The organism is Kitasatospora sp. NPDC051164 (assembly GCF_044455625.1).
Lineage (GTDB): Bacteria > Actinomycetota > Actinomycetes > Streptomycetales > Streptomycetaceae > Kitasatospora.
Genome location: NZ_JBITFB010000005.1, coordinates 24,656 through 49,343 on the forward strand (window position 1 = coordinate 24,656; position 24,688 = coordinate 49,343).

Below are 24,688 nucleotides of genomic sequence, written 5' to 3' on the forward strand. Positions count from 1 at the left end.
GAAGGGCGACATGGCCCTTCTCCCGGAGTCACTCACGGCCCTGATCCGCCGCAGCGCGCGGGAACCCTTCGTGGTCCAGACCATGCGGGCCACCGTCGCGGCCACCATCGCCTACGCGGTGGCGACGCAGCTCAGCGCCGAGCCCGCCCCGCTGACGGCGCCGCTGACCGCGCTGCTGGTGGTCCAGGTCACCGTCTACTCGACGCTCAAGACCAGCATCCGCCGGGTCAACTCGGTGGTCGTCGGGGTGCTGATCGCGATCGGCTTCAGCGCCGTGGTCGGACTCTCCTGGTGGAGCCTCGGGCTGATCATCCTGGCCTCGCTGGTCGTCGGCCGGTTCGTCCGGGTCGAGGAGTTCGTCCAGGAGGTCGCGATCAGCGCGATGCTGATCCTGGGCGTCACCAAACTGGCCTCGCAGGCCTGGGACCGGGTGTTGGAGACGCTCATCGGCGCCGCCGTCGGCCTGCTGTTCAACCTGGTGTTCGCGCCGCCGGTCTGGGTGGACACCGCCGGGGAGTCGATCGAGGACCTCGCCCGGCGGGCCCGGCAGCTGCTCGTCGACATCTCCGAGGAACTGGGTCGGCCCACCCCGGTCGCCCGGGCCGCCGAGCGGCTGCACGAGGCCCGCAGGCTGGACCAGGCGATCTCCGAGGTGGACGCGGCGCTGCGGCAGGCCGAGGACAGCCTGCGGTTCAACCCCCGGATCAGCGAGGGGCTGCTGTCCCGGCTGGTGCTGCGCACCGGGCTGGACACCCTGGAGATCTGCGTCGTGGTGATCCGGGTGCTGGCCCGCTCGCTGACCGACCTGGCCAAGCGGCGCGCGCCCGGCGAGCGGCTCTTCCCACCGGACGTCGCGGTGGGCCTGGAGGAGCTGCTGGACCACGTCGGCGGGGCGATGGTGAGCTTCGCGGTGCTGGTGACCACCCAGGTGAGCCGCAGCGCCGAGGAGGCGGAGACCCGGCTGACCGCCGAGCTGGCGGCGGCCTGGGCCTGCCGGGAGAACGTCGCCCCGGTGCTGCTGCGCAAGGTGCAGGAGCACCCGGAGGCCTGGCAGCTGCACGGTTCGATACTGGCCGAGGTGGACCGGATCCTGGACGAGCTGGACCTGGAGCACCGCAGCCGACGGCTGATGGAGGAGCTGGACCGGGCGTCGGTGGCGAACCGGGAGCGGTTCGCGCGGTTCGCCGGGCTGCGCCGGTTCCTGCGCGGCGAGCGGGGGCGCGGGCGGGGGCGCGGGCGGGGAACGGCGGGGCGCCCGGCAGCGGAGGCCGGGCGCCGATCCGCTGCCGGGCGCTGACGGCCTGCGGGGCCTCAGGCCATCAGCGCATCAGGGCCTCAGGGCCTCAGGGCCTCAGGGCCTCAGGGCCTCAGGGCCTCAGGGCATCAGCCAGGGCTGCTGCGGGAGCGGGTGGCCGGTCTCCAGGTAGGTCTTGAGGTTGGAGAGCACCGCCGCCCAGCCCTCCTCGGCGTTCGTCCGCTCGGCCTCGTCGGCGAGGTTCTCGTGGGTGACGGTGAGCCGGGTGAGGTCCTGCCAGCTGCGGATGTCGAAGGTGACCCGCGAGGGCCCGCCGGGGCGCCGCTCCTGCGGGCCGGCCCAGGTGGTGACCAGCCGGTGCGGGCGGTCGGCGGCCTCGACGGTGCCGACGACATCGGAGATCCCGGAGTCGTCGGTGCGCTGGTGCTCCCAGGGCGCGCCGGGCAGCCAGGTCGAGACGTTGCGGTGGCCCCAGTAGAGGCCGGACTCGTCGGCGTTGGTGAGCGCGTGCCAGACCCGCTCGGGGGCGGCCCGCAGGTAGACGATCGCGCGGTGGGCGGAGGCGGTCACGGCATCAGCCCTCGGCCGCGTCGAGCAGCTGTCGGATGTCGAGCTTCTGCATCCGCAGCACGGCCGCCATCACGCGGTCGGCCTTGGCCCGGTCGCGGTCGCCGATCAGGTCGAGCAGGACGCGCGGCGTGATCTGCCAGGACAGGCCGAAGCGGTCCTTGAGCCAGCCGCACGGGCCCTCCTGGCCGCCGTCGGCGGTGAGCTTGGCCCAGAGCTCGTCGATCTCCCGCTGGTCCTCGCACTCCACCTGCAGCGAGACGGCCTCGGTGAACGTGAACTCCGGGCCGCCGTTGAGGGCGACGTACTCCCGGCCGGCGAGTTCGAAGGCGACGGTCATGACCGAGCCGGCCTCGCGGGGGCCGGCCTCGCCGTAGTGGGTGACCTGCGTGATGCGGGAGTTGGGGAAGACCGAGGTGTAGAAGGCGGCGGCCTCTTCGGCCTGGTCGTCGAACCAGAGGAAGGTGCTGATTTTCTGCATGGGCCCGACGGTAGCGGCGGGGCCCGACAGGAAGGCCGAGCCACGGCCGGGGGTCACCGGTTCGGCGCCCCACGGCCGTGGCGGGAGCACGGATCAGTGCACCCAGCCCGCGTAGCGCTGGGTGAAGCGCTGACCGGTGTGGGCGGTCACGATGACGTCGTAGCGACCCTGCCTGTCCAGCGGCCAGGCCAGGTCGGCCTGCTTGCCGGGCTTGACCCAGACGGTCTGCGCGGTGCCCGCGAAGTCGTTGGGCGCGGCGGTGAAGGCCACGTCGGTCATTCCGTCGTTGGCCAGTTGGAGGCTGAACTTCCCGTTGCCGCGTAGGTCGGCGGTGACGATCGGCACGCCGATGTCGTTCTGGCCGTCCTGCCCGTCCCGGACCACCGTGCCGGCGAAGCGGCGGACGAAGCCGTCCGGGCCGTGGACGGTGAAGTCGTAGCGGCCGTCGGTGGCGGCCGCGTCCCACACGTACCGGGCGGTGGCGCCGGGGGCGACGGTGTACGGGGTGCCAGCGAAGGGGAACACCATGTTGGGGTAGACGGTGTACGGGAACGCCACCGCACCGTCGTTGCTCATCGTGCAGGTGACCTTGCCGGTCTTCCGGTCCACCTCCACGTCGGCCCACGGCTGGTACGGCAGGGGGCGGTGCGGGCGCTCGCCGCGCTCCTGGACGGGCATCGACTGGGCGCCGACCGCCGGCAGGACGACGCCGGGCAGCTTGGCGCCCGCGTCGGCGTTGGCCATCAGGGCCTTGGTGTCGGGCAGCTTCGGGATCGAGTACTCGGGGGCGGCGAAGTCGAAGCAGCTGGTGAGGTCACCGCAGACGGCCCGGCGCCAGGCCGAGATGTTGGGCTCGGCCACGCCGGTGACCTGCTCCATGAAGCGCAGCACCGAGGTGTGGTCGAAGACCTGGGAGTTGACCCAACCGCCGCGCGACCACGGCGAGATGACCCAGAGCGGGACGCGGTTGCCGAGGCCGATGGCCCGTCCCTGGGTGAACTCCTCGGGGGTGCCGGGCTCGGGGGTGGGCGGGACCATGTGGTCGAAGTAGCCGTCGTTCTCGTCGTACATGACCAGGAAGACGGTGTGCCGCCAGACGTCCGGGTTGGACATCAGCGACTGCAGCGCCTGGTCGACCCAGTGCGCGCCATAGGCCGGTCCGGCCTCCGGGTGCTCGGAGAACAGGTAGGGCGCGACCAGCCAGGAGACGGTCGGCAGGGTGCCGTCCTTGCAGTGGCGGTCGAAGTCGGCCGGGTCGAACTTGGTCATCGCGTTGACGTACCGCGGGTCGTCGGGCGCGAACGCGTGGAACTGCTTGAAGTAGGAGAGCGCGTTGTCGTCGTAGTCGCCGGTGCGGTCGTCCTTGCTGGGGTTGTGGTAGACGCGCCAGGTGACGCCGGCCGTCTGCAGCCGCTCGGCGTAGGTGGTCCAGTCGGCGACGGGGTTGTCGGTGACCGGGGTGTTGTCGATCCACGGGCCGGTGGTGCCGTCGCGGCCGGGGCCGGAGGTGCCGGTCCACAGGTAGAGGCGGTTGGGGTCGGTGGGGCCGGCGAGGGAGGTGAAGTAGGCGTCGCAGACGGTGAAGGCGTCGGCCAGGGCGTACTGGTAGGGGATGTCGTCGCGGGTGAAGTAGCCCATGGTGCGTTCGCCCTTGGCGGCGATCCACTTGTTCATCGCACTGTTGTTGATGGCCTGGTGGCCGGTCGCCCAGTCGTGGGCCAGGCCGCCGGCGTTCTGCGCGTTGTACTTGGCGGTGTCCATCCGGTACGGCAGCATCGCGCCGCCGTCGCTGCGGCGGGTGTCCGGCTGGCGGAACACGTCGGTGCCGTCCGGGAACCGGAGCGCCTGCTTGTCGCCGAAACCGCGGACGCCGGCGAGGGTGCCGAAGTAGTGGTCGAAGGAACGGTTCTCCTGCATCAGGACGACGACGTGCCTGACGTCCTTGATGGTGCCGGTGGCCCGGTCGGATCCGGCGGGGGCAGGAGCGGGGGCGGCTTCGGCGGTGCCAGCGGCGGACGCGGCTTCGGCCGGGGCGGCGGCCAGACCGGTCAGGGCGGTGGCGCCGACCGCCGCAGTGGCGCCGACGAAGGTTCGGCGGGAGAGCTCGGGCATCACGAACTGGCCTCTCAGAGCTGGAAGGTGGCGACGGCGGCGGCGGTGTCGGAGGGCCACTCGTTGGTGGCGGTGTTCGGCTCGGGCTGCGGCCAGTCGGCGACCAGGGTGTGCGCCTCGACCAGCTTCAACGGACCGGCGTACTGGACGTAGTCGATGCGGTCCTGCGGCTCGGGCCGGTCGCCGCGCTGCTTGCGGGTGGGCGACCAGGTGGCCCCGGGGGCCTTGGCCGGGTCGCGGTACTCCTCGCGGAAGGCGTCGGTCAGCCCGGCGGCCTCCAGGGCGACGGTGACCGGCCAGTCGAGCGGGCCGACGCCGTGGTGGGCGGCGGCGGTGGCGGCCGTCCAGTCCCGGTGGGAGGGCGAGGAGAGCGCGCCGCCCAGGACGACCGGGACGCGCCGGGCGAGGTCCGCGCGCACGGCGGCGGCCAGCAACCCGGCCTGCTTCACCCGGAGCGAGCCGTTCTCGGCGGCCACGGTCTGCGCGGCGGAGCTGCCGTCCTGGACCGCGTACGGGCCGTAGCCCGCCTCGTCCAGGTGAGCGGCCCAGAAGCGCACCTCGCGGCCGCCGGGCAGCCGGAGGGTCGCCGCGGCGGCGGGCAGGTCGGCGGTCGGCGCGGTGACGTCGGCGAGCGGGTAGCGGCTGAGGATGCCGACGCTGCCCGGGCTCTGGTAGGCGTACCAGCCGAGGGCGTCGGCCAGGGTCTTGGCCCGCTCCCCCGCGGTCTCCTGCAAGGCGAGCACGTCCAGGCGCTGGGCGAGGACCACGCGCAGCTGCTTCTCCAGTGCATCCGTGGAGGCCGCGCCCGCGTTGTGCAGGTTCCAGCTCGCGGCCTTGAGGCGGGGCGGCGCGGCCGGGTCGACGACGGGGACCAGGACGGTGACGGTGTCGGTGGCGCCCGCACTGTCCTTGACGCCGACGACGACCACCTCGGGGTTCTTGCCGGTGGTGGCGGGAGCGGTGCCGGTCAGCGTGCCATCGGCGCTGACCGAGGCCCAGGCCGGGCCGCTGACCTTGCGGAAGGCGGCGGAGCCGGGCACATTGCCGACCGGCCGGGACCAGAGGCCGCCGAGCTTGACCTGTACGGCGGCGCCCGGGGCGACCGGCGTCGCGGTGAAGGCGTCGACGGCGGCGTGCGGGCGGACGACGGCGGGCTTGGGACGGAAGCCGAACGGCGCGCTCCGGGCGAGGATGCCGTACCCGTCCTTGGCGAGGAGGTAGGCGGTGTACGGGCCGCCGGTCAGCGCGGAGGTGTCGATCTGCACGTCGCCGGAGGTGCCCGGGACGTACTTCCACAGGAGCGACGAACCGGTGCCGGGCTGCCGGGTGCCGTCGTAGATGCCGACCCAGTTCTTGGCGTCGGGCACGTCGGTCGTCCAGTGGAAGGTGAGCCGGTCGCCTTCGGTGGGGTCGGTGGATGAGGTGATGGTCAGGGCGCTGCCTGCGGCCACGGTTGTCCTGTCCGCCGCCCGGTGCCCGGTCCGCCGGGGGACGGTTCGCCGGGGCCGGGTACGGCTGGTCACGGAAGGCTGGGAGGAAGAGGTGCTCCACAGTTGGCTGTACAACTGCGGGCTGCCTCATTCATCCGAAGGCCAGCGACCTGCACATGAACGACGCATGACGGAACATCGGGCGGTACGGGAACATCCGCGCACAGCGAAAGGGCCGCGACGGGTGATCCGTCGCGGCCCTCCTACGGGTATGCGGTTGTCGGCTCTCAGCTGCCGACTGTCAGCGGTGACGCGTTGTCGGCTGTGGTGCCGTTGTCGCCGGGCTCGTGGCGCCGCTCAGGCCAGGGCGAGGAACAGCTGCCAACCGCTTCCCCGCCGGTTTCCCCCGCGCGACGTCAGCGGCGGGCCAGCCGGCGCTCGCCACCGGCGCCGGTCGCGTACGGAAGCTCGTAGTGGGCGAACACGGCGGGCTCGTCCTCGGCGGGCAGGACGTCGTCGGTGCCGATCGCCGGAGCATCCTTGACCTGGTTCTTCGCATACGCCACCCGGACGTAGTCCGGCCCGACCACGGAGCCCTCCAACGGCACGAACACCAGCCGGCGCCGAGCGGCGAAGCCCACCGTGACGGTGGCGAAGAACGGCTCGTCGCTGGCCGTCTCGACGTAGACCGACTCCAGCGTGCCGATGCGGTGGCTCTTCTCGTCGACCACGGCATGGCCACGCCACTCGCGGATGTCTGCCATTGCGATCACCACGGCCCGGACCTCCCGTCGCCGGCTGTTCCACTGCCCCGGGACTTCCATCCTGCGCCGGGAGGGACCGCGGCGCGCGGCGAGCCTCCGCGCACGCCCGGCGAGATGGAATGGACAAACGGGGGCGGCCCGACCAACCGGCACCAGGGCCGTGGCCTGGGCTGCAGGCTGTGCGCCGGCAAGGCCGCGAGTAGACCATCAGACCCTTGCGGGCAGCGGTTCCGGGCGAGGGTTCCGGGGGGCCACTCGCCGAGCTGCGGGCGGCTGCCGCCGGGTGGCGGCCGGAGGTGTGGACGATGCCGTCGCGGGCGGGGGCGAGGCACACCCGAGGAAAAGGCGGGTCTTTCGCCTCCTGGTCGGTGCTCCCGTAGGGTGCGCGGGTCGTGGTCGCGGGGAGGGCGGTTCGGAACGTGGTGGCACCGGGGGCGGTCGGGCGGCAGCGGTTGGCGGAGGCGGCGCGGGCCGCACTGGGCCGCGGGCGGCGGCTGGAGGCCGTCGAGCGGCTTGCGGGTGGCAGCAAGAAGGGCGTGTACCGCCTGGTGATGGACGATGCGGCGACGGTGGTCGCCTACCTGTGGGATGACGCCGAGAACTACTGGCCGGCGGCCGAGGGCGACAGCGACCTCACCGACCCGTTCTCCCCCGGCCTCGGGCTCGACCTGTTCGAGGCCGCGCACGCGCGGCTGGACGCGCTCGGCGTCCGGGTCCCGGCGATCCGGCTCCTGGACCGCGACGGCGTCCACGGCCCGTCGGACCTCGCGATCGTCGAGGACCTCCCGGGCGGGAACCTGGAGGACCTGCTCGCGCGCGACCCACGCTCGGCCGCCCCGGTCGTCGCCCGGCTCGGGGAGGCGCTGGAGGCGATGCGAGGTCATCGGGCGTCCGGGTACGGCAAGGTGGCTGTGGTCGACGGAGGGGGAACCTCGCGCGGTACGTCCTGCGAGGCGGTCGTCCTGGACCGTGCGCTGCGCGACCTCGCCGAGGCTGCGTCGCGCGACCGGCGGATCGCGCACACCCAAGGTCGGCTGGAGGAACGGCTGCTGGGCCTGACGGCGGCGGTGCGGCCGCGCGCGGAGTACGCGGTCGTGCACGGCGAACTCGGGCCCGACCACGTCCTGGTGGACGCGGACGGGCACCCGGTGCTGATCGACATCGAAGGCACGATGTACTTCGACGTCGAGTGGGAGCACGTCTTCCTGCGGATCCGCTTCCACGACGCCTACCGGCCGCCGGCGGTGGACGGGCTGGACGAGGCCCGGCTCGCCCTCTACACGCTGGCGCAGCGGCTGTCGCTGACGGCGGGCCCGCTGCGGCTGCTCGACGGCGACTTCCCTGACCGGTCGGCTATGGCCGGCATCGCCGAGTACAACCTCCGGCAGGCGCTGGCCCTGCTGTGACGTGGGCTCGGATCGGCTGGACGAGCAGCTCCGAAACCGGTCAGTGGTCGTAGGTGATCAGTGAGGTGATCAGTGAACGGTCCGGCCCCCTGGTGATCATGTCGACAGGTTCATCAGGTACGTCACGACCCCAACAGGGCCATCCGGCCCGGGGTGAGGACGGCGTTGTCACCGGGTCCGCCGGGTCCGCCGCGTTCGTCGGGTCCTCCGCGCTCGTCGGCTTCATCGGCTTCATCTGCTCCGTCGAGCAGGAGCGCGGCGACTGCCTGCGGCGCCTCGCGCATCGGGTTGTGGCCGGTCGGCACGTCGTGGACGGTCCATCCCGGGTCGGCGAGCAGCCGGGTGCGCTGGTCGGCAAACGGTGTGCGGTCCTCCCATCCCGAGCAGTAGACGAACTCGCGGCGGGTGACCTCGGCGAGGGCGCCCGTGAGGTGGACCGTCTGCAGGAAGGCGGCGAGCGGGTGCGGGCGGCGGCGCGGGTCGCCGTCCGGCCGCCACGGGGGTTGGACGGCGTAGCCGATGGTGGCGGCGCCGGCGACGAACGACTGCCGGTAGCCCTCGTTCATGATGGACCAGCACGACTCGCCGTCGCGCGGCACGCAGGCGTCCAGGTACACCAGGCGGGAGACCCGGCCGCCGGCGCGGTCGGCGGCGGCGGTGATCACCATCCCGCCGTAGCTGTGACCGACGAGCGTCACGTCGCCGAGGTGGGCGCGCTCCAGCAGGCGCAGCACGTCCTCGGCGTGGGTGTCGAGGTTGGCGGCGGCGATCGTGGCGGGGTCGTCGTGGGGGCGCAGGCCGGTCAGGGTCAGGGTGTGGACGGTGTGGCCGGCCCGCTCCAGCAGCGGGACCACCGCCTCGAACGCCCAGGAGCCGTGCCAACCGCCGGGTACGAGAACGAACGTCGCCATGGGACTTCCCCTTTTCGTGCTCGGCCGTGGCACCGGGGGCCACGGCTCATGACGGAAAGTCTCGTCGGCGCGCACCGTGGCGTGCCACCGATAGGCTGCCAACCGATGCCCGTTCGCCGCCAAGCCCGCCCCGGACGCCGGCACCTCACCGCGACGCTAGGGGCGTTCGTTTCAGGAGGTCGTCGACGAGGGCGATGTAGCGCTCGGGCTCCTCGGCCCAGGGCCGGTCGCCGGAGCGATTCGCCGGATCGTGGGCGAATGGAACGACCGGACGGGAAATGCCGCTCCGGCTACACCCGTCGAGTGCGCACGTCGGCGCGTGCACCCGGAGCGGGGTCACCCGAGAGTCAGAGACCGACCTGGATCTCGGCGCGGTGCCGAATGTACTCGTCGGGGTGCGAGCGGGCGATCGCGACCGCCGCCTCGACCAGGCCGTGCAGTTCCGCCGGGTAGGCGCGCGGCACGAGCGGGAGGCCGGGGAGGATGCAGCGGCGGACGTCCAGGTCCTCGTTGGCGACGAACTCCCGCAGCGCGGTCTCGTACCAGGCGTCCCGGACGCTCGCGCCCTCGTCGGCGGCGGCGCCGTTGCGCCCGTCCCCGATCGACAGGGCCGTCCAGTACCAGGCCCGCGCGGCGCCCGCCCGCTCCGGGCCGGTGCCGGTGCGCAGGTAGCCGAGCAGGGCGAGGCGGACCCGGCGCTGCCCGAAGGCGAGCAGGGCCGGCTCGACGAAGCGCCGGTTGAAGCTCGGGTTGGGGTCGTGGACCGCCGCCTCCAGCAGCGCCTCGAAGTACTCCTCGGGCAGCTCGGACCTTCCGGCGACCACCTTGTGGACCTCCCACCGGGCCGAACTCTGGTAGTCGGGACCGGGTGCGGCCTCGACCCCGAGCAGGCGGAGCAGTCGCGCGAGCCGAAGGTCGAACGCCTGAGATGCATCCGCCGTACGCCCGGGCAACGGCTGGAGAACCCGCACCTCGCCGGCCGTGTCCTTGGTTGTCACGAACATCCTCCTCATTCTGAGTCACCGGCAGACTACTCGCTGATACACCAGTTCGGGGGTCGTTTTCGGCCAGGCCAAGAACCTGATCCGCTTCTGCTGCGGAAATTTGACGGAGACTCAGCCATCAGGCTGCTCGAAATGACGCGAGTCGGCGGTGATCAGGACGGACGGCCGGGCGGGACCAGGCCGGACTGGTAGGCGATCGCGACGAGTTGGGCGCGGTCGCGGGCGTCGAGCTTGGCCATCGCCCGGTGCACGTGGGTGCGGACGGTGAACGGGCTGACGAACATCCGCTCGGCGATCTCCTCGTTGGTGAGGCCGGTGGCGGCCATCGACATCACCTCGCGCTCGCGGGCGGTGAGGACGGCAAGCCGCTCGCTCGCCGGGCCGACGGCGCCCGGGTCGGGCTGGGCCAGGAACTGGTCGATCACGGCCCGGGTGGCGGCGGGCGAGAGCAGGGCGTCGCCGGCTGCGACGGTACGGACGGCGGCGAGCAGTTCCTTCGGGTCGGCGCCCTTGCCGAGGAAGCCGCCGGCGCCCGCGCGCAGCGCCTGGGCCACGTACTCGTCGATCTCGAAGGTGGTGAGGATGAGCACCCGGGTGCCCGACAGTTCCTCGTCGCCGCAGATCGCGGCGGTGGCGCCGAGGCCGTCGGCGCCGGGCATCCGAATGTCCATCAGGACGATGTCGGGCCTGGTGGCCCGGGCGAGCTCGACGGCCTCGCGCCCGTCGGCGGCCTCGCCGACCACCTCCATGTCCTCCTCCGCGTCGATCAGCATGCGGAAGGCGCCGCGCAGCAGGGCCTGGTCGTCGGCGAGGAGCACCCGGATGGTCATGCGTGGTCCCTGTCCTCTCGGACCGCGCGTGCCGGTCGGGCGGCGCGGTCCTGTCCTTCGGCTTCGTGCGTACGGGCGGCGCGGTCCTGTCCTTCGGCTTCGTGCGTACGGGCGGCGCGGTCCTGTCCTTCGGCTTCGTGCGTACGGGCGGCGCGGGCGGTTCGGGGGCTGCAGAGGGGCGCGGCGCCGCCTCCCCGAACGGCGTGATCCTGTCCACCGGCCCCCGGCGAGCCGACCCCGCGGGCACCGGCCCCTGGTGAGCCGGCCCCGTGTGCACCGGCCGGGTGCGGACCGGCCGCACCGGCATGGGCCGGGCCGTCGTCGAGGGCGCCGGTGCGCAGGGGGAGTTCGGCGGTGACCAGGAAGCCCCCGTCAGGCCGTCGGTCGGCGCTGAGCCGACCGCCCACCGCGCCGGCCCGCTCGCGCATGCCGATCAGGCCGAAGCCGCTCTCGCCCGGGGCGGGCTGGGGCAGCAGTGCGGCGCGGGGGCTCCCGGTCGCGGCCGGACGGCTGTTGGCGACGCTGACCGTCACCCGGCTCTCGCTGTAGGCGAGGGTGACCTCGGCGTCGGCGCCGTGGGCGTGCTTGGCGACGTTGGTCAGCGACTCCTGGACGATCCGGAAGGCGGTGAGGTCGACGCCGGGCGACAGCGGCCGGGCGTCACCGCGGACGGTGAGGCGGACCGGCAGCCCGGCCCGCTCGAAGGAGCCGAGCAGCTCGGGCAGCCGGTCCAGGCCCGGGGTGGGTTCGAGCGGGGCGGGCTCCTCGGCGCGGCGCAGCAGGCCGACGGTGGCGCGCAGCTCCTGCAGGGCCGAGCCGGTGGCGTCGGTGATGTGGCTGAGCACCTCGCGGGCCTGCACCGGGTGGTTGTCCATGAGGTGGACGGCGATGCCGGCCTGGGCGTTCGCCAGGGCGATGTGGTGCGCGACCACGTCGTGCAGGTCGCGGGCGATCCGGATCCGCTCGTCGGCGACCCGGCGGCGGGCCTCCTCCTCGCGGGTGCGTTCGGCGCGTTCGGCGCGTTCCTCGATGGCCGCGAGGTGGGCGCGGCGGTTGCGGATGGAGTCGCCGAGGGCGCCGGGCAGCAGGGCCCAGGCCAGGACGCTGATCCGCTCGCCGATCGGGCCGCCGGGGCCGAGCAGCAGGGAGATCCCGGTGAGCAGGACGGCGGTGGCGATCGAGGCGCGCAGGGCGGTGGCGCGGTCGGTGCGGACGGCGAGGAAGTAAAGCGCGAGCAGGAGGGGGGTGGCCAGCATGGGGGTGAGCCGGGGGCTCGTCCCGGCGAGCACCATCGTGCAGAGCAGTGTGACGGCGACGACCGCGCGCGGGAAGCGGCGGTGGGCGAACACGGCGACGGCGGAGACCAGGGCGATCACGCCGGTGGCCGGGTCGGGCATGGTGACGGGCCCGTTGGTCTGGTCGACGGTGGCGCCGAGCGCGGTGACCGTGATCAGGGCGGCTCCGCCGACGGCGTCGAGCAGCCGCGGGTGGTCGCGGCGCAGGCGCTGCCAGGTGTCGGTCATGGTCGTGCTCTCCGGGTCGGGGGCCCTGGCCGCAGCCTCGCCGGGCTCGCCAGTTCGTGCCGCGCCGCGTCCGGGTGAGGGCGGCGGGCCGGACCGGGGACCTCCGCGCGGGCGGCGGCCCCCGACAGCAACGGTAACGGTAGGGGCTCGAACCAGTGTCGAGCCGGACGGGGCAAGCAGTGCCGAGCGAGGCGAGCTGTGCCGGCCGGCGCCAGCGGTGCCGACCGGGTCCGGACGGGTCCGGGCGTGTTCCGCCCGGCCCCGTCCTGCCTGCCTGCCTGCCTGCCTGCCTGCCTGCCTAGACGGTGACCGACTCCGGGGCCGGGGCCGGTTCGGAGGCGGGCGGCTGCAGCTTGCTGCCCTCGACGTCCACGTCCGGTATCAGCCGGTCGAGCCGACGCGGCAGCCACCAGGCACGGCGGCCGAGCAGGGCGAGGACGGCCGGGACGATGGCCATCCGGACCACGAAGGCGTCGAAGGCGACGGCCGCGGCGAGCCCCAGGCCCATCATCTTGATCATCGGCTCGCTCATCCCGATGAAGCCCGAGAAGACGGCGATCATGATGAAGGCGGCGGCGGTGACCACCCGGGCGTTGTGCCGGAAGCCGGTGACGATCGCCTCGCCGGGCTCCTCGCCGTGGACGTAGCCCTCCCGGATCCGGGTGACCAGGAACACCTCGTAGTCCATGGCGAGGCCGAAGACCACGCCGATCATGAAGATCGGCATCATGCTCATCACCGGGCCGGTCTGCTCCACGCCGACCAGGTCGGCCAGCCAGCCCCACTGGAAGACCGCGACCACGGCGCCGAGGGCGGCGGCCACCGAGAGCAGGAAGCCGAGCGCCGCCTTCAGCGGGACGAGCACGGAGCGGAAGACCACCAGCAGCAGGAGGACGGCGAGGCCGACCACCACGGCGAGGTAGGGCACCAGTGCGTCCGTGAGCTTCTGCGAGACGTCGATGTTCATCGCCGTCGTACCGCTGACCAGGACCGTCGCGCCGGTGGCCGACTTCAGGGCGGCCGCGTCGCCGCGGATGGCGTGCACGATGGCCTTGGTCTCGGCCTCGCTCGGGCCGGTCGCCGGTATCGCGTTGAGCAGGGCCGTGTCGCCGGCCTGGTTGAACATCGGCGGTGTCACGGTGACGACGCCCGGCAGGCCGGAGACCCTCTGGGAGACCTCGTTCGCCGCGGCCTTCGGGTCGGCGACGCCCTTGGCGTCCACCAGGACGGTCAGCGGGCCGTTGAAGCCCGGGCCGAAGCCCTCGGAGAGCAGGTCGTAGGCGCGGCGCTGGGTGGTGGAGATGGGCTTGGCCTCGTCGCCCGGCAGGCCGAGCCGTAGGTCGAGCGCGGGGGCCGCGAGCACGCCGAGTCCGATCACGCCGCCGAACAGCACCGCGAGCGGGCGGCGCAGCACGAACCGGGCCCAGCGGGCGCCGCCGTTCTCCTTGGTCGCCTCCCGGGCGGCGACGCCGCGGGCCTTGCGGACCTTGCGCGGCAGCACCTTGCGGCCGAGGAAGCCGAGCAGCGCCGGGACCAGGGTGAGCGCGACCAGCACGGCGATGACGACCGTCCCGGCGGCGGCCATGCCCATCTTGGCGAGGATCGGGATGCCGACCACCGACAGCCCGGCGAGGGCGATCACCACGGTGAGGCCGGCGAACACCACGGCGGACCCGGCGGTGCCGACGGCCCGGCCGGCCGCCTCCTGGGGGGTCCGGCCCTCGGTGAGCTCGGCCCGGTAGCGGGAGACGATGAACACCGCGTAGTCGATGCCGACCGCGAGGCCGAGCATCATGGCGAGCGTGCCGGTGGTGCTGGACAGGCCGAGGGTGCTGCCGAGCGCGGTGATCAGCGCCATGCCGAGGCCGACGCCGACGACCGCCGTGAGCAGCGGCAGGCCGGCCGCGACCAGCGAGCCGAAGGTGATCACCAGCACGACGGCGGACAGTGCCATGCCGATCGTCTCGCTGCTGCCGCCCGCGCCGGGCTTGGCCGTCAGCGCGTTGCCGCCGATCTCGACCTTGAGCCCGGCGTCCCGGCCGTGCTGGGCGGCCTGCTCCAGGGCGTGGGTGGCGCCCTGGGACAGCTCGCCCGCCTTGACGGAGTAGTTCACGGTCGCGTACGCAGTGCTGCCGTCCTTGGAGACGACGCCCGCCTTGAAGGGGCTGACCGCCCCGGTGACCTGCTCGGCGTGGGCGAGCTCGTCGACCGTCCGCTCCACCGCCTGCTGGTGGGGCGCGGCGGTGATCTTCTGCCCGGAGGGCGCGACGAACACCAACCTGGCCGAGGCGCCGTCGGCGTGACCGCCGGGGAAGCGCTCGTTCATCAGGTCGAAGGCCTTCTGCGCTTCCGTGCCGGGCATCGCGAAGCCGTCGTCGGGTGCGGCGGGCGCCTTGGCCGCCAGGACTCCGCCGACCGCCAGCACGGCGACCCAGAGCAAGGTCACCAGCCGGCGCCGGACGAAGGCCCATCGGCCCAGGCGGTAGAGGAACGTGGCCACGGGAGAGCGGACTCCTTCGGATGCGGTGTCTCGGTACAGGGCGCGCCGCGGGCGGGCCGTACGCCCCCTGAGGACGCAGTCCGCCGCAGCATGACCAATCCTTGATCGCCGACCCCTGCTCCGTCGTCGTCCCTGCGCAGGCCGTTTGCGTACTGCGGACGCAGTACGGCCGTCCCCCGGACGGAGGAGCGCACGCCCTGCGTCGGGAGTAGCCCTCCTACCTGCGGAGGAAGCAGCCGGGTCACCCGTGCGGGGGGCGACGACAGGCCGTGACCCGGCCGGGCGAAGTAGCGTGATGTGCCTGACCCGACCGCTTTTGTGCGGTTCGGGATGATCCGACCCGATCGGTGCTGCGTCGGCAGCCCCGCCGCCGGAGGTGCCCCATGGGCGTGCCAGCCGCCCGCATCGTGTTCGACGAGAGCGACCGCGCGGCCGTCGCCGAGGCGGTGACCGAGATGCTCACCACCGGTGCCCTGACCCTCGGTCCCTGGACCGAGCGCTTCGAGCAGGGCTTCGCCGCCGAGCACGGCGCCTCCCACGCCGTCGCGGTGAGCAGTGGCACGGCGGCGCTGGAGATGATCCTGCGCACCGTCGACGTCCGGGGCCGCGACGTGGTCGTCCCCGCCCTCACCTTCTACGCGACCGCCGGCGCGGTGCTCCACGCGGGCGGGCGCCCGGTGTTCGCCGACGTCGACCCGGCCACCCTCGCGCTCTCCCCCGAAACCCTCGAGGAGGCCCTCACCCCGGACACCGCCGCCGTCGTGCTGGTGCACATCGGCGGGCTGGTCACCCCGCAGGTCGACGCCCTGCGGGCACTCTGCGACCAACGCGGCATCCCGCTGGTCGAGGACGCCGCGCACGCCCACGGCAGCAGCGTCAACGGGCGCGCCGCCGGGACCTTCGGGCTGGCCGGAGCCTTCTCCTTCTACCCGACCAAGGTCACCACCAGCGGTGAGGGCGGCATGATCCTCACCGAGTCGCCGGAGTTGCGCGACGAGGCCCGGATCTACCGTGACCAGGGCAAGGGCTCCTTCACCACCAACCACCACGTGCTGCTCGGCTACTCCTGGCGGATGAGCGAGCTCCACGCGGCGGTCGGCGCCGTGCACCTGCGCCGGCTCAAGGAGTTCATCGAGACCCGCCGGGCCGTCGCCCGTCGCTACGACGCGGCGCTGGCCGGGCCGGACGGCCTGCAGCCGGTGCTCGAACCGCCCGGCTGCCGTGGCAACTACTACAAGTACGTGGTGCTGCTGCCGCCCGGCACGGATCGTGCGGCGTTCAAGCGGGCGGTCGCCGAGGAGCACGGCGTGCGGCTGTCCGGCGAGGTCTACGACCTGCCGCTGCACCTGCAGCCCGTGCTCGCCCCGTACCGGCGCGGGCCCCTGCCCGTGGCCGAGGACCTCTGCGCACGGCAGGTCTGCCTGCCGGTGCACTCCGACATGACGGAGGACGAGACGGAGCAGGTCATCGGAGCCGTCTCGGCAGTGTACCGGCGGTCGGCCGGTTAGCCGGCCGGCCGGAGCGAAGGGAGCAAGAACGTGCGGATAGCCGTCACCGGGGGCTGCGGATTCATCGGCTCACACGTCGTGGACCACCTGATCGCGGCCGGCCACGACGTCCTCGCGGTGGACACCACCGACCAGTACCTCAACCCCGACGCCGAACACGCGCGGATCGACGTCCTCGACCTGAAGGCTCTCACCTCCGCCCTGGCGGGCAGCGAAGTGGTCTACCACCTCGCCGCGATGGCCGACGTCGAACAGGTCTCCGCCGACCCGGTCCGCGCCGTGCGGACCAACATCGACGGCACCGAGGCCGTCCTGGAAGCCGCGCGGCGCAGCGGCCTCAGCCGCACCGTGCTCGCGAGCACCGTCTGGGTCTACGGCGCCGCCCTCGGCGGCGAGCAACTCGGCGGCGAAGAACAGGAATTGGACGAGCACGTCCCGATCGAGCTGGAGCACAGCGGCCACCTCTACGTGGCCACCAAGCTCGCCGCCGAAATGCTGGTGCACAGCTACCGCGAGCTGTACGGGCAGCACTTCACCATCCTGCGCTACGGCATCCCGTACGGACCCCGGATGCGCGACGAACTGGTCGTCGCACGGTTCGTCCAGGCCGCGCTGGCCGGGCGGCCGATCACCATCGCCGGCGACGGACGCCAGAGCCGCAACTTCGTCTACGTCGAGGACCTCGCCGACGCCCACGTCCGGGCCCTGTCCCCCGCCGCCGAGGACCAGACCTTCGCCCTCGAAGGCTCCACCGCCGTCTCCGTACGCAACATCGCCGACACCGTCGACGAACTGCTCGGCCCCGTCAGCATCGAACACATCGGCGGCCGGAAAGCCGACTACACGGGCCGTCGGATCTCCTCCGCACAAGCCAAGCGACTGCTCGGCTGGTCACCGCGGACCAACTTCGCGGACGGCGTGCGACGGTACGCCGACTGGTACCGGGCCGCCACCGCCGCGTCCACCACCACCTGACCGGGACCACCCGATGCCGCACGCCCTGCTGATCTCCGGCTCGCTCGGCCAGGGCCACGACGTGATGGCCCAGGCCTGCGCCGACACCCTGCGGGACCGCGGCTGGACCACCGACACCGTCGACGCCATGGCCCTGCTCGGCGAACGCTCGGGCGCCGCCGGGGAGGCGGTCTTCCGCCACCTGCTCGGCCTCCCCGGGGTGTACGACGCCTTCCACTTCTCGGCGCTGCGGCCGGGCACCCGGATCGCCCGGCTCACCGACGCGGCGGCCCGCACCCGGCTCGTCCCGGCACTGCGGAAACTGGTCGAGACCCAGCGGCCGCAGCTCGTGGTCTCGGTGTTCGCCACCGCGACCTCGGCGGTCAACCGGCTGCAGGGGTGGGGACAGGGACGGGAGTTCCGGCACTTCGTGTTCTGCACCGACGTGACGCCGCACCGGCTCTGGGTACAGGAGGGGACGGACCTGTTCCTGGTCACTTCCGAGGTCGCCGCCTGCGCGGTGCGGCGGTACCGCCCGGACGCCGACATCGCCGTCGTGCCCGCGCCGCTGCGGCAGCCGTTCTACCACCCGCCGGGACGCGCCGAAGCACGGAACGAGCTGGGCGTACCGGCGGACGTCCCCTGCGTCCTGCTGATGTCCGGCTCCTGGGGGCTCGGCCCGCTCGCCCGCACCGCCACCTCACTCGCCGCCACCGGGCCGCACGTGCTCGCGGTCGCCGGACGCAACCGCGCACTCGAGCAGCGCCTCCGAGCCGCCGCCCACCGGCAGCCCCGGCTGCACCCGTTCGGCTACACCGACCGGATCCCCGCGCTGATGACCGCCGCCGACCTCGTCGTCACCAGCTCCGGCGACACCTGCAGCGAAGCCCGCGCACTCGGCCGACGACTGCTGCTCCTCGACGTCGTCCAGGGCCACGGGCGCGACAACCTCCAGCACGAACTCGAACTCGGCCACGCCGACGTCACCTCCGCCCGCCCGTCCGACGTCGTCCGCAATGCCCTCGCGGCCCTGAAGCGGCCCTCCCCCGTGCCCTCGCCCGGCGCCACGCCGACGGGATGGCAGGCAGGGTTCGCGGAGGCACTGCGGCGGGTGGGGCTGGGGTAGGTCGCGCGCACCGTGCCGGCACGGGCGCGAGCCCGGCTAGCCGGGCGGCACCGCGTGGTCGCGGAGCGGGCCGAGGGTGAGGTGGCGGGTGCGGCAGTGGCCGGCGATCAGGGGTAGGGCGGCGAGGGTGGCGCGCCAGGAGTCGGGGGCGGAGGTGCAGTCGGAGTCGTGGAGGAGGAGGGTCGCGCCGCCGGTCAGGCCGGGGCGGGCGGTCGCGTAGACGGAGGCGCCGGTGGCCTCCGCCGTCCAGTCGCGGCCCCAGGCGGTCCACAGCACGCTGCGCAGGCCCAGGCGGCGGGCGGCCAGGGCCGGGCCGGCGGTCAGGACGCCGTACGGCGGGCGGTACCAGAGCGGGCGGGCGCCGCAGAGGTCGGTCACCGCCTCGCTTGCGCGGCGCAGTTCGCGCAGGTCGCGGGCGGGGGCCGGGTACCACTGCTGCCGGTGGTGCCAGCCGTGGACGGCGACCTCGTGGCCGCGCCGCACCAGCTCGCGGCCGAGCGCGGGGGCCCGTTCCAGCATCGCGCCCAGCAGGAAGAAGGTGGCGCGGACGCCGAGTTCGTCCAGCGTGTCGAGGACGTACGGGGTGCTACGCGGGTCGGGGCCGTCGTCGAAGGTCAGGGCGATGTGGCCGGGGGCGGTGCCGTGGCCGGCCGTGCGGCGCGCCAGGGTGCGGCGCAGCGGCGGGAGGCGGACGGCGGCCGGGGCGAGGTGCAGCAACTCCACCCCGGCCACGGCGGCCCCGGCGAAGACGGCCTTCGTGATGACCGCCTCGGTGCTGACGGCCCCGGCGCTGACGGCCTCGGTGGCGACGCCCATCCGGCGCTCACCCGAAGCGGGAGGCCATCCGGCGGAACACGCCCGGGGCGACGCCGTGGATGCGGGCCGGGAAGCCGAGCCAGTGCGGCACGTACAGGCGGTCGCGTTCGGTGCTGATGGTCGCGACCACGGTGTCCGCGACCCGCTCCGCCGAGACGGGGCGCGGCCGCTCCCGCTGGTACGGCGTGCCGCGCCGGTCGAAGAACGGGGTGTCCACCGCCCCCGGGAGTACCAGGCGCACCCCCACGCCCGTACCGCGCAGCTCGTACCAGAGGCTCTCCGCGAACATGGTCAGGCCGCCCTTGGTGGCCGAGTAGCCCGATTCGTCGCGCACGCCGACCTGGCCGGCCATCGAGCCGAGCAGCACGATCCGGCCGTGGCGGCGCTCCAGCATGCCGGGCAGGAGCAGGCGGACCAGGCGCAGCGGGGCGGCGAAGTTGACCTCGAACATCCGGTCCAGGGTGTCGAGGGGGGTGTCCGCGAACGGGCCGCGCCAGCCGAGGCCGGCGCTCGCGACCAGGGCGTCCACCCGGCCGGCCTCGGTCAGGGCGGCGTCGGCGAGGCGGCGCGGGCCGTCCGGCTTGCTCAGGTCCTCGGGCAGGGCCAGGCCGCCGGTGCGGTCGGCGACCTCGTCGAGGCGGGCGCGGTCGGTGCCGGAGAGCAGGGTGTGCCAGCCGGCCTCGGCCAACCGGATGGCGGTGGCGAGGCCGATCCCGGAGGAGGCGCCGGTGATCAGCGCGACGGGACGCTCGGTCGGTACCGACCGCCGAGATCCGGGGTGGGGTTCCGATCGGGGTTCCTCCGCCATCGCGCACCTGCCGCTCTGAGGCCGTGTCGCCGTCCGATTTGTCCGGCAAGTCACCTTCGCACGGCGGAGTCGTCCGGGCTACCGGGGCGGGACGGCCGACTCCGCCTCGGCGCCCGGGTACGGCATCGACAGCTCGGCCGACTCGCCCTCGAGTTCACCGAAACGGGACAGCAGGAAAGTGCCGCCCACCGCCACCGCGAAGCCCGTCAGCGCGCACCACTCGAACCCGGGGCGCGCGGCGTCGCCGAGCGCCGCCACGCCGACCAGGGCCGGGCCGAAGGTCTCGGCCACCGTCCCGGCGGCGGTCGCGGCCGTCACCGTGCCGCGCTGCAGGGCCAGTGCGTACGCGAGATAGCCGCCGAGGCCGCCGACGGCCAAGGCGTAGGCGGCCGGGTCGGAGAGGACCGCGAGCGGGCCGGAGGCATCCAGGACGCGCACCGCGAGGCTGGTCACCCCGAAACCGACCCCGGCCAGCAGGCCCAACCCGGCGGCCGCCACGGTGCCGTCCCGGCGCACCAGCACGAGGGTGGCCAGCAGCATGACGGCGGTGGTGGCGAGCAGCGACCAGTGGAACGCCGCCGGGGCGTCGTTCCGGCCCTCCTTGCCCGAGCCGAGCGCCAGCAGGGTGAGGCCGACGACGACGACAACGATGCCCGCGACGTCCCCCCGGCGCAGGCGCGCTCCCAGCAGCCAGACGGCGGCCAGGGCCGTGACGGCCAGGCTGGCGTTGGTGACGGCCTGCACCAGGAAGAGCGGAAGGCTGCGCAGCGCCACGATGCTCAGCACGAAGCCGGCGATGTCCAGCACCGTCCCGACCAGGAACTGCCACGACCGCACCAGCGCGGCCAGCAGCCCCGCCCGCACCCGGTCGGCACGCGGGGCCGACCGTGCCCCGCGCGCCTGGAAGACCGCCCCGAAGCCGAAGCAGACGGTCGCGACCAGCGCGGTGGTGAGTCCCAGCAGCATGCGTCTCCCAGCCTCGCGGGACAGCATCGGTCCACCACCAGTCTGTCCCCGGGGCGACGCGGGCGCACGGGTGAGTAAGGGGCGTCAGCGAGTGGCAGCGGGTGGACCCCGCACGGGCGGGACGGGCGGTGCTGCGGGTCGGGGCACGGAACAGCAGCCGCGGCCGCCGAGGGCGGGGCCGGGCGGCGACGGCGCGCACGTGGTGCGGGCCGTCGCCCGGCCGGTGCGGGGGTGGCACGTCGGGCGCGGGGTTACCCGAGGACGGGGGCGAGCAGGGCGGCGGTCTTCGCGACGAGGGGTTCGTCCTTGGGGGCGGCGGCGTCCGCGGGCTTGGTGGTGAGGACGGCAAGGAGGACGGGGGCTCCGGTCGGGGTCCAGGCAATGCCGACGTCGTTGGTGGTGCCGTAGCTGCCGGTGCCGGTCTTGTCGGCGAGGGTCCAGTCCTGCGGCAGGCCCTCGCGGAAGCGGTGGGTGCTGGTGGTGTTGGCCCGCAGCCAGGCGGTGAGCCGGTCGCGCTTGGCCGGTGGGAGCGTGCGGCCGAGGGCGAGGCGGCCGTAGGTGCGGCCGATGGCGTGCGGGCTGGTGGTGTCGGTGATGCGGTCGGGCTCGGCCGTGTTGAGTTCGGGCTCCCAGCGGTCCAGCCGGGTGACGCGGTCACCGATCGAGCGGCAGAAGCGGGTGACGGCCGTCGGTCCGCCGAGTTCGCGGAGCAGCAGGTTGCCGGCGGTGTTGTCGCTGTGGTCGAGGGCGGCCGCGCAGAGTTCGGCGACGGTCATGCCGCTCGCCAGGTTGCCGGGCTCGCCGGTGATCGGTGCGCCGCCGGCCCGGTCGACATCGGCCTGGGTGTACCGGATCCGCCGGGCGAGGAACTCGCCGTCGCGGTCGAGGTCGCGCAGGACGGCGGCGACGGCGACGGTCTTGAAGACCGAGCAGATCGGGAACAGTTCGTCGGCGCGGTAGTGGACGGTCCGGCCGGTGGTCAGGTTCCGGGCGTAGACGCCGAGCCGGGCGGAGTGCTCCTGTTCGAGGGCGGCGAGCCGGCGGTGGAGGTCGGAGCCGTCGGGCGTACCCGGGGCGGACGCAGCGTAGGCCGGTCGGCCGCTGGTGGACGCGGCGCGGGCCGGTCCGCCGGTCGCGGCCGTGACGGCGACGGCCGCCCCGAGGCCGAGGACCGCGCGGCGGCTGTGACGGCGGTGGCGGGCTTCCGAAGGCTGCGAGTACATGGTGCCCCTCTGGTCGAGTGTCGCGGCGCGAACCGCCTTCTCGATCACAGGACGCTACGGGGGCCCGGGTGGTTCGTCGACCATGGGTCAGGGCCGGAGGGCCACCGCCGCGTACGCCGAGGCCTCCGGGGCGGAGACCGGGGGTTCGTCCGCCGAGGGCCGCCACTGGGGGGTGGGGACGACGCCCGGGGCGAGGAGGGTCCAGCCGTCGAAGAAGCGGGCGACCTCGGCGCGGGTGCGGGCCTGGACGGCGGTGCCGCCGGACCCGTAGATGCGGACCAGGTTGGCGATGTCCTCGGGGGCGAAGTCGGGGGTGGTGTGGGTCACCACCAGGGCGCTGCCGGGGGCCAGGACGGATTTGAGGTGCTCGATGATCTCGTACGCGCCGCGGGCGTCGGGGACGAAGTGGAGCAGGGCGTTGAGGGAGAGCGCGACGGGGCGGTCCAGGTCGATGGTGTCGCGCAGCCCGGGGGCGGCGAGCAGCCGGGTGACGTCGGTGACGTCGGCCTCGACGTAGGCGGTGCGGCCCTCGGGGGTGCCGGTGAGCAGGGCCTGGGCGTGCGAGAGGACGATCGGGTCGTTGTCGGCGTAGACGACGCGGGCGTCCGGCCGGACGCGTTGGGCGACCTCGTGGAGGTTGGGCGAGGTGGGGATTCCGGTGCCGATGTCGAGGAACTGGTCGAGGCCGGCCTCGGCGAGGGCGCGGGTCGAGCGGTGCATGAAGGAGCGGTTGGCGCGGGCGCCGGTGCGCAGCCAGGGCGCGACGGCGAGGGCGTGTCCGGCGGCCTCGCGGTCGGCGGCGAAGTTGGTGAAACCGCCCAGGAAGTAGTCGTACATCCGGGCCGAGTGCGGCACGTTCAGCCGCAGGTCCACCCCGTCGTAGAGACCCATCGTTTCCCCCTCGGTACCTCGATCGCAACCGACCGATTGCTGCCCACGGTATCCGGGGACCAATCCCTGCGGGGCCAATCCCGGCGGGACCGATTCAACCAGTCGCCAGATCCCATGAGATGACAATCTGTATTCACTTTGCAGCCTGGAGTAACAGGCCTGATGGAATGAGGATGGGCACGGACAGCCCGACCCTCGGGTGGCCGGGTGAGCAGCCGACGGCCACGGAAAGCAGGATCGATGACGATCGACAGGGGTGCCCCGGTGCGCGGGTACCGGGGCGGGGCGGCAGTGGACTGCGCCGGCGGGAACGGGCCGGAGCGAGGGGTCGGCGGGGACCTCGGCCTCAGCCTGGACCTCACCTACGCCGCGTTCTGCGAGACGCATGAACCCGCTTGGCACGCCCTCGCGTTGACCAGGATAGGCAGCCAGGCCGACGCCGCGCTGGTGGTCAAGGTGGTGAAGGCCGACCTGGCCCGCTGCTGGCCACAGGTGCTGCGGTTCGAGGAACCGGCCGCGTACGCCTGGCGGTTGGCCAACCGGCAGGTCTCGGACTGGGTCGCCGCCGAGGAGCCGGTGGAGGTGGAGGCGGTCACCTTCGCGGCGGTGATCAATGCGTTCAAACAGGTGGCCAACGGGCTGCTGCACAGCGAGGCGGACGAGGTGCGGCTGTACGCGGCGATCCTCGAACTGCCGGACCGACAAAGGGATGTGGTGATCCTGCGCTACCTGCTGGGTCTGCACGTAAAGGTGATCGCGGCGTACCTGGGAGGGCCCGTGGCGACGGTGCACTCCAACCTGCGGCATGCCCGAGAACGGCTGGCGCGCCGGCTCGGGGTGGGCGAACTCCCGGACCGTGGCGACGAACTGTGACGGGCCGACGGACGACCGCATCGCCGGGCGGGGCGTGCACCACGGGCGGGGGGCGTGCGGTCCTCCGCGTGCCACGGCCCCAACGCGCCCACGCCGAGCGGATCGCCGAGGTCCGCCAGGCCCGGCTGACGGCCGCGCCGACCCACCTGCCGTCAGAGCACGAGCAGGCCGCCTTCGAGCTGGGCCTGGTGGTGGCCCTGCTCCTGGGCGCGCCGGACGCCTCGCGCGGACTCGACCTGCTGGTGAACGCGCGCCGGATCCAGCCGGAGGGGGCGGAGGTGTTCGGCGCACTGCTGTACGCCACCGGCAAGGAGGAGGGCGCCGAGTTCTGGTGGCGCTTCGCGGCGGGCTCGGGCAGCGGGACGGCCGCGTACTGCCTGCACCTGCACCACCTGATGCTCGGCGAGACCGACGACGCGGACTACTGGCGGGCCTGGTCGAACCAGCTGTCCACGGCCGAACGCCCGCCCGGGCCAAGGCCGTTGCGGATGAGCCGACCGCTACTGCCGGAGGACGTACGGCGCGACATCCTGTCCCGGGTGCACCGGGGGCTGGCGCCGCAGCTGCCGCCCGCACTGGTCGCCGTGATCGACCGGCTGCCACTGCAGGGCGACGACGACGCGGAGGAGGTCCCGAGCCCGTGGGGGCTCACCTCGGGGGCGACCTCCGCATGTTCGTGGGACCTCTCGCGGGGGCTCGGCGACGGCGGCGAGGGTTCGCCGAGGCACTCGCCGGAGTGA

The 24,688-nt window shown here is 73.6% G+C and carries 22 protein-coding genes; 7 read left to right on the top strand and 15 right to left on the bottom strand.

Going from position 1 to position 24,688, the window contains the following annotated elements; genetic code table 11:
* The first annotated feature begins 10 nt into the window (after nt 1-10).
* On the top strand, nt 11-1,297 hold the full coding sequence (locus ACIBEC_RS09255; RefSeq protein WP_360504513.1) for an aromatic acid exporter family protein: 1,287 nt from the start codon (nt 11-13) through the stop codon (nt 1,295-1,297).
* A 78-nt stretch (nt 1,298-1,375) separates the two neighbouring features.
* On the opposite strand, the gene ACIBEC_RS09260 is transcribed toward ACIBEC_RS09255, so the two are convergent.
* The 5 genes from ACIBEC_RS09260 to ACIBEC_RS09280 all read right to left on the bottom strand — a co-directional run bounded on the left by ACIBEC_RS09260 (nt 1,376) and on the right by ACIBEC_RS09280 (nt 6,609).
* A complete protein-coding gene (locus ACIBEC_RS09260) occupies nt 1,376-1,825 on the bottom strand; it encodes an SRPBCC family protein (RefSeq protein WP_360504515.1) in 450 nt (149 codons plus the stop codon).
* Between the two features lie 4 nt (nt 1,826-1,829).
* Entirely contained in the window at nt 1,830-2,303 is a 474-nt protein-coding gene (locus ACIBEC_RS09265) for a VOC family protein (protein ID WP_360504517.1), read from the bottom strand.
* A 93-nt stretch (nt 2,304-2,396) separates the two neighbouring features.
* Nucleotides 2,397-4,415: a phosphocholine-specific phospholipase C gene (locus ACIBEC_RS09270; protein ID WP_360504519.1), complete on the bottom strand. Its 2,019-nt coding sequence runs from the start codon at nt 4,413-4,415 to the stop codon at nt 2,397-2,399.
* A 14-nt stretch (nt 4,416-4,429) separates the two neighbouring features.
* Nucleotides 4,430-5,866 carry an endonuclease/exonuclease/phosphatase family protein gene (locus tag ACIBEC_RS09275; protein WP_360504521.1) on the bottom strand — a complete coding sequence of 479 codons (1,437 nt, stop codon included), beginning with the start codon at nt 5,864-5,866 and terminating at the stop codon, nt 4,430-4,432.
* Between the two features lie 395 nt (nt 5,867-6,261).
* Nucleotides 6,262-6,609, bottom strand: coding sequence for a PRC-barrel domain-containing protein (locus tag ACIBEC_RS09280; RefSeq protein WP_360504523.1), 348 nt, complete (start codon nt 6,607-6,609; stop codon nt 6,262-6,264).
* A 422-nt stretch (nt 6,610-7,031) separates the two neighbouring features.
* Here ACIBEC_RS09280 and ACIBEC_RS09285 point away from each other — a divergent pair, with 422 nt between their 5' ends.
* Complete coding sequence (locus tag ACIBEC_RS09285) at nt 7,032-8,015, top strand: phosphotransferase (protein WP_360504602.1); 984 nt, start codon at nt 7,032-7,034, stop codon at nt 8,013-8,015.
* Between the two features lie 122 nt (nt 8,016-8,137).
* Here ACIBEC_RS09285 and ACIBEC_RS09290 read toward each other — a convergent pair whose 3' ends face one another.
* The 5 genes from ACIBEC_RS09290 to ACIBEC_RS09310 form a co-directional block, all read right to left on the bottom strand.
* On the bottom strand, nt 8,138-8,926 hold the full coding sequence (locus ACIBEC_RS09290) for an alpha/beta fold hydrolase (protein WP_360504525.1): 789 nt from the start codon (nt 8,924-8,926) through the stop codon (nt 8,138-8,140).
* 347 nt (nt 8,927-9,273) lie between these two features.
* The gene (locus tag ACIBEC_RS09295; protein ID WP_360504527.1) at nt 9,274-9,924 is read right to left on the bottom strand and encodes a hypothetical protein; all 651 of its coding nucleotides are present in this window, start codon (nt 9,922-9,924) and stop codon (nt 9,274-9,276) included.
* Between the two features lie 158 nt (nt 9,925-10,082).
* Nucleotides 10,083-10,760: a response regulator transcription factor gene (locus ACIBEC_RS09300; RefSeq protein ID WP_360504529.1), complete on the bottom strand. Its 678-nt coding sequence runs from the start codon at nt 10,758-10,760 to the stop codon at nt 10,083-10,085.
* On the bottom strand, nt 10,757-12,283 hold the full coding sequence (locus ACIBEC_RS09305) for a sensor histidine kinase (RefSeq protein WP_360504531.1): 1,527 nt from the start codon (nt 12,281-12,283) through the stop codon (nt 10,757-10,759). Before ACIBEC_RS09305 ends, ACIBEC_RS09300 begins: the two co-directional genes overlap by 4 nt.
* A gap of 298 nt (nt 12,284-12,581) precedes the next feature.
* Complete coding sequence (locus ACIBEC_RS09310) at nt 12,582-14,783, bottom strand: MMPL family transporter (RefSeq protein ID WP_360504533.1); 2,202 nt, start codon at nt 14,781-14,783, stop codon at nt 12,582-12,584.
* A gap of 383 nt (nt 14,784-15,166) precedes the next feature.
* Between ACIBEC_RS09310 and ACIBEC_RS09315 the strand changes: the two genes are divergently transcribed.
* The 3 genes from ACIBEC_RS09315 to ACIBEC_RS09325 are packed head-to-tail and all read left to right on the top strand — an operon-like array spanning nt 15,167 to nt 18,371.
* The gene (locus ACIBEC_RS09315; protein WP_360504535.1) at nt 15,167-16,291 is read left to right on the top strand and encodes a DegT/DnrJ/EryC1/StrS family aminotransferase; all 1,125 of its coding nucleotides are present in this window, start codon (nt 15,167-15,169) and stop codon (nt 16,289-16,291) included.
* Nucleotides 16,292-16,321: 30 nt separating this feature from the next.
* Nucleotides 16,322-17,266: an NAD-dependent epimerase/dehydratase family protein gene (locus ACIBEC_RS09320; RefSeq protein ID WP_360504537.1), complete on the top strand. Its 945-nt coding sequence runs from the start codon at nt 16,322-16,324 to the stop codon at nt 17,264-17,266.
* A gap of 13 nt (nt 17,267-17,279) precedes the next feature.
* Nucleotides 17,280-18,371: a hypothetical protein gene (locus ACIBEC_RS09325; protein ID WP_360504539.1), complete on the top strand. Its 1,092-nt coding sequence runs from the start codon at nt 17,280-17,282 to the stop codon at nt 18,369-18,371.
* Between the two features lie 36 nt (nt 18,372-18,407).
* Here ACIBEC_RS09325 and ACIBEC_RS09330 read toward each other — a convergent pair whose 3' ends face one another.
* The 5 genes from ACIBEC_RS09330 to ACIBEC_RS09350 form a co-directional block, all read right to left on the bottom strand.
* Nucleotides 18,408-19,187 carry a polysaccharide deacetylase family protein gene (locus tag ACIBEC_RS09330; RefSeq protein ID WP_360504541.1) on the bottom strand — a complete coding sequence of 260 codons (780 nt, stop codon included), beginning with the start codon at nt 19,185-19,187 and terminating at the stop codon, nt 18,408-18,410.
* 7 nt (nt 19,188-19,194) lie between these two features.
* Nucleotides 19,195-19,995 (bottom strand): SDR family NAD(P)-dependent oxidoreductase, encoded by an 801-nt coding sequence (locus tag ACIBEC_RS09335; protein WP_360504543.1) that lies wholly within the window; start codon nt 19,993-19,995, stop codon nt 19,195-19,197.
* A gap of 78 nt (nt 19,996-20,073) precedes the next feature.
* Nucleotides 20,074-20,961 carry a DMT family transporter gene (locus ACIBEC_RS09340; protein ID WP_360504545.1) on the bottom strand — a complete coding sequence of 296 codons (888 nt, stop codon included), beginning with the start codon at nt 20,959-20,961 and terminating at the stop codon, nt 20,074-20,076.
* A gap of 251 nt (nt 20,962-21,212) precedes the next feature.
* Nucleotides 21,213-22,184: a class A beta-lactamase gene (gene bla, locus ACIBEC_RS09345; protein ID WP_360504547.1), complete on the bottom strand. Its 972-nt coding sequence runs from the start codon at nt 22,182-22,184 to the stop codon at nt 21,213-21,215.
* Between the two features lie 87 nt (nt 22,185-22,271).
* Nucleotides 22,272-23,075, bottom strand: coding sequence for an SAM-dependent methyltransferase (locus tag ACIBEC_RS09350; protein WP_360504549.1), 804 nt, complete (start codon nt 23,073-23,075; stop codon nt 22,272-22,274).
* A 240-nt stretch (nt 23,076-23,315) separates the two neighbouring features.
* On the opposite strand from ACIBEC_RS09350, the gene ACIBEC_RS09355 reads away from it, so the two are divergent.
* Together ACIBEC_RS09355 and ACIBEC_RS09360 are read left to right on the top strand one after the other, a co-directional pair.
* Nucleotides 23,316-23,948, top strand: coding sequence for a sigma-70 family RNA polymerase sigma factor (locus tag ACIBEC_RS09355; protein ID WP_360504551.1), 633 nt, complete (start codon nt 23,316-23,318; stop codon nt 23,946-23,948).
* Between the two features lie 68 nt (nt 23,949-24,016).
* A complete protein-coding gene (locus ACIBEC_RS09360) occupies nt 24,017-24,688 on the top strand; it encodes a hypothetical protein (protein ID WP_360504553.1) in 672 nt (223 codons plus the stop codon).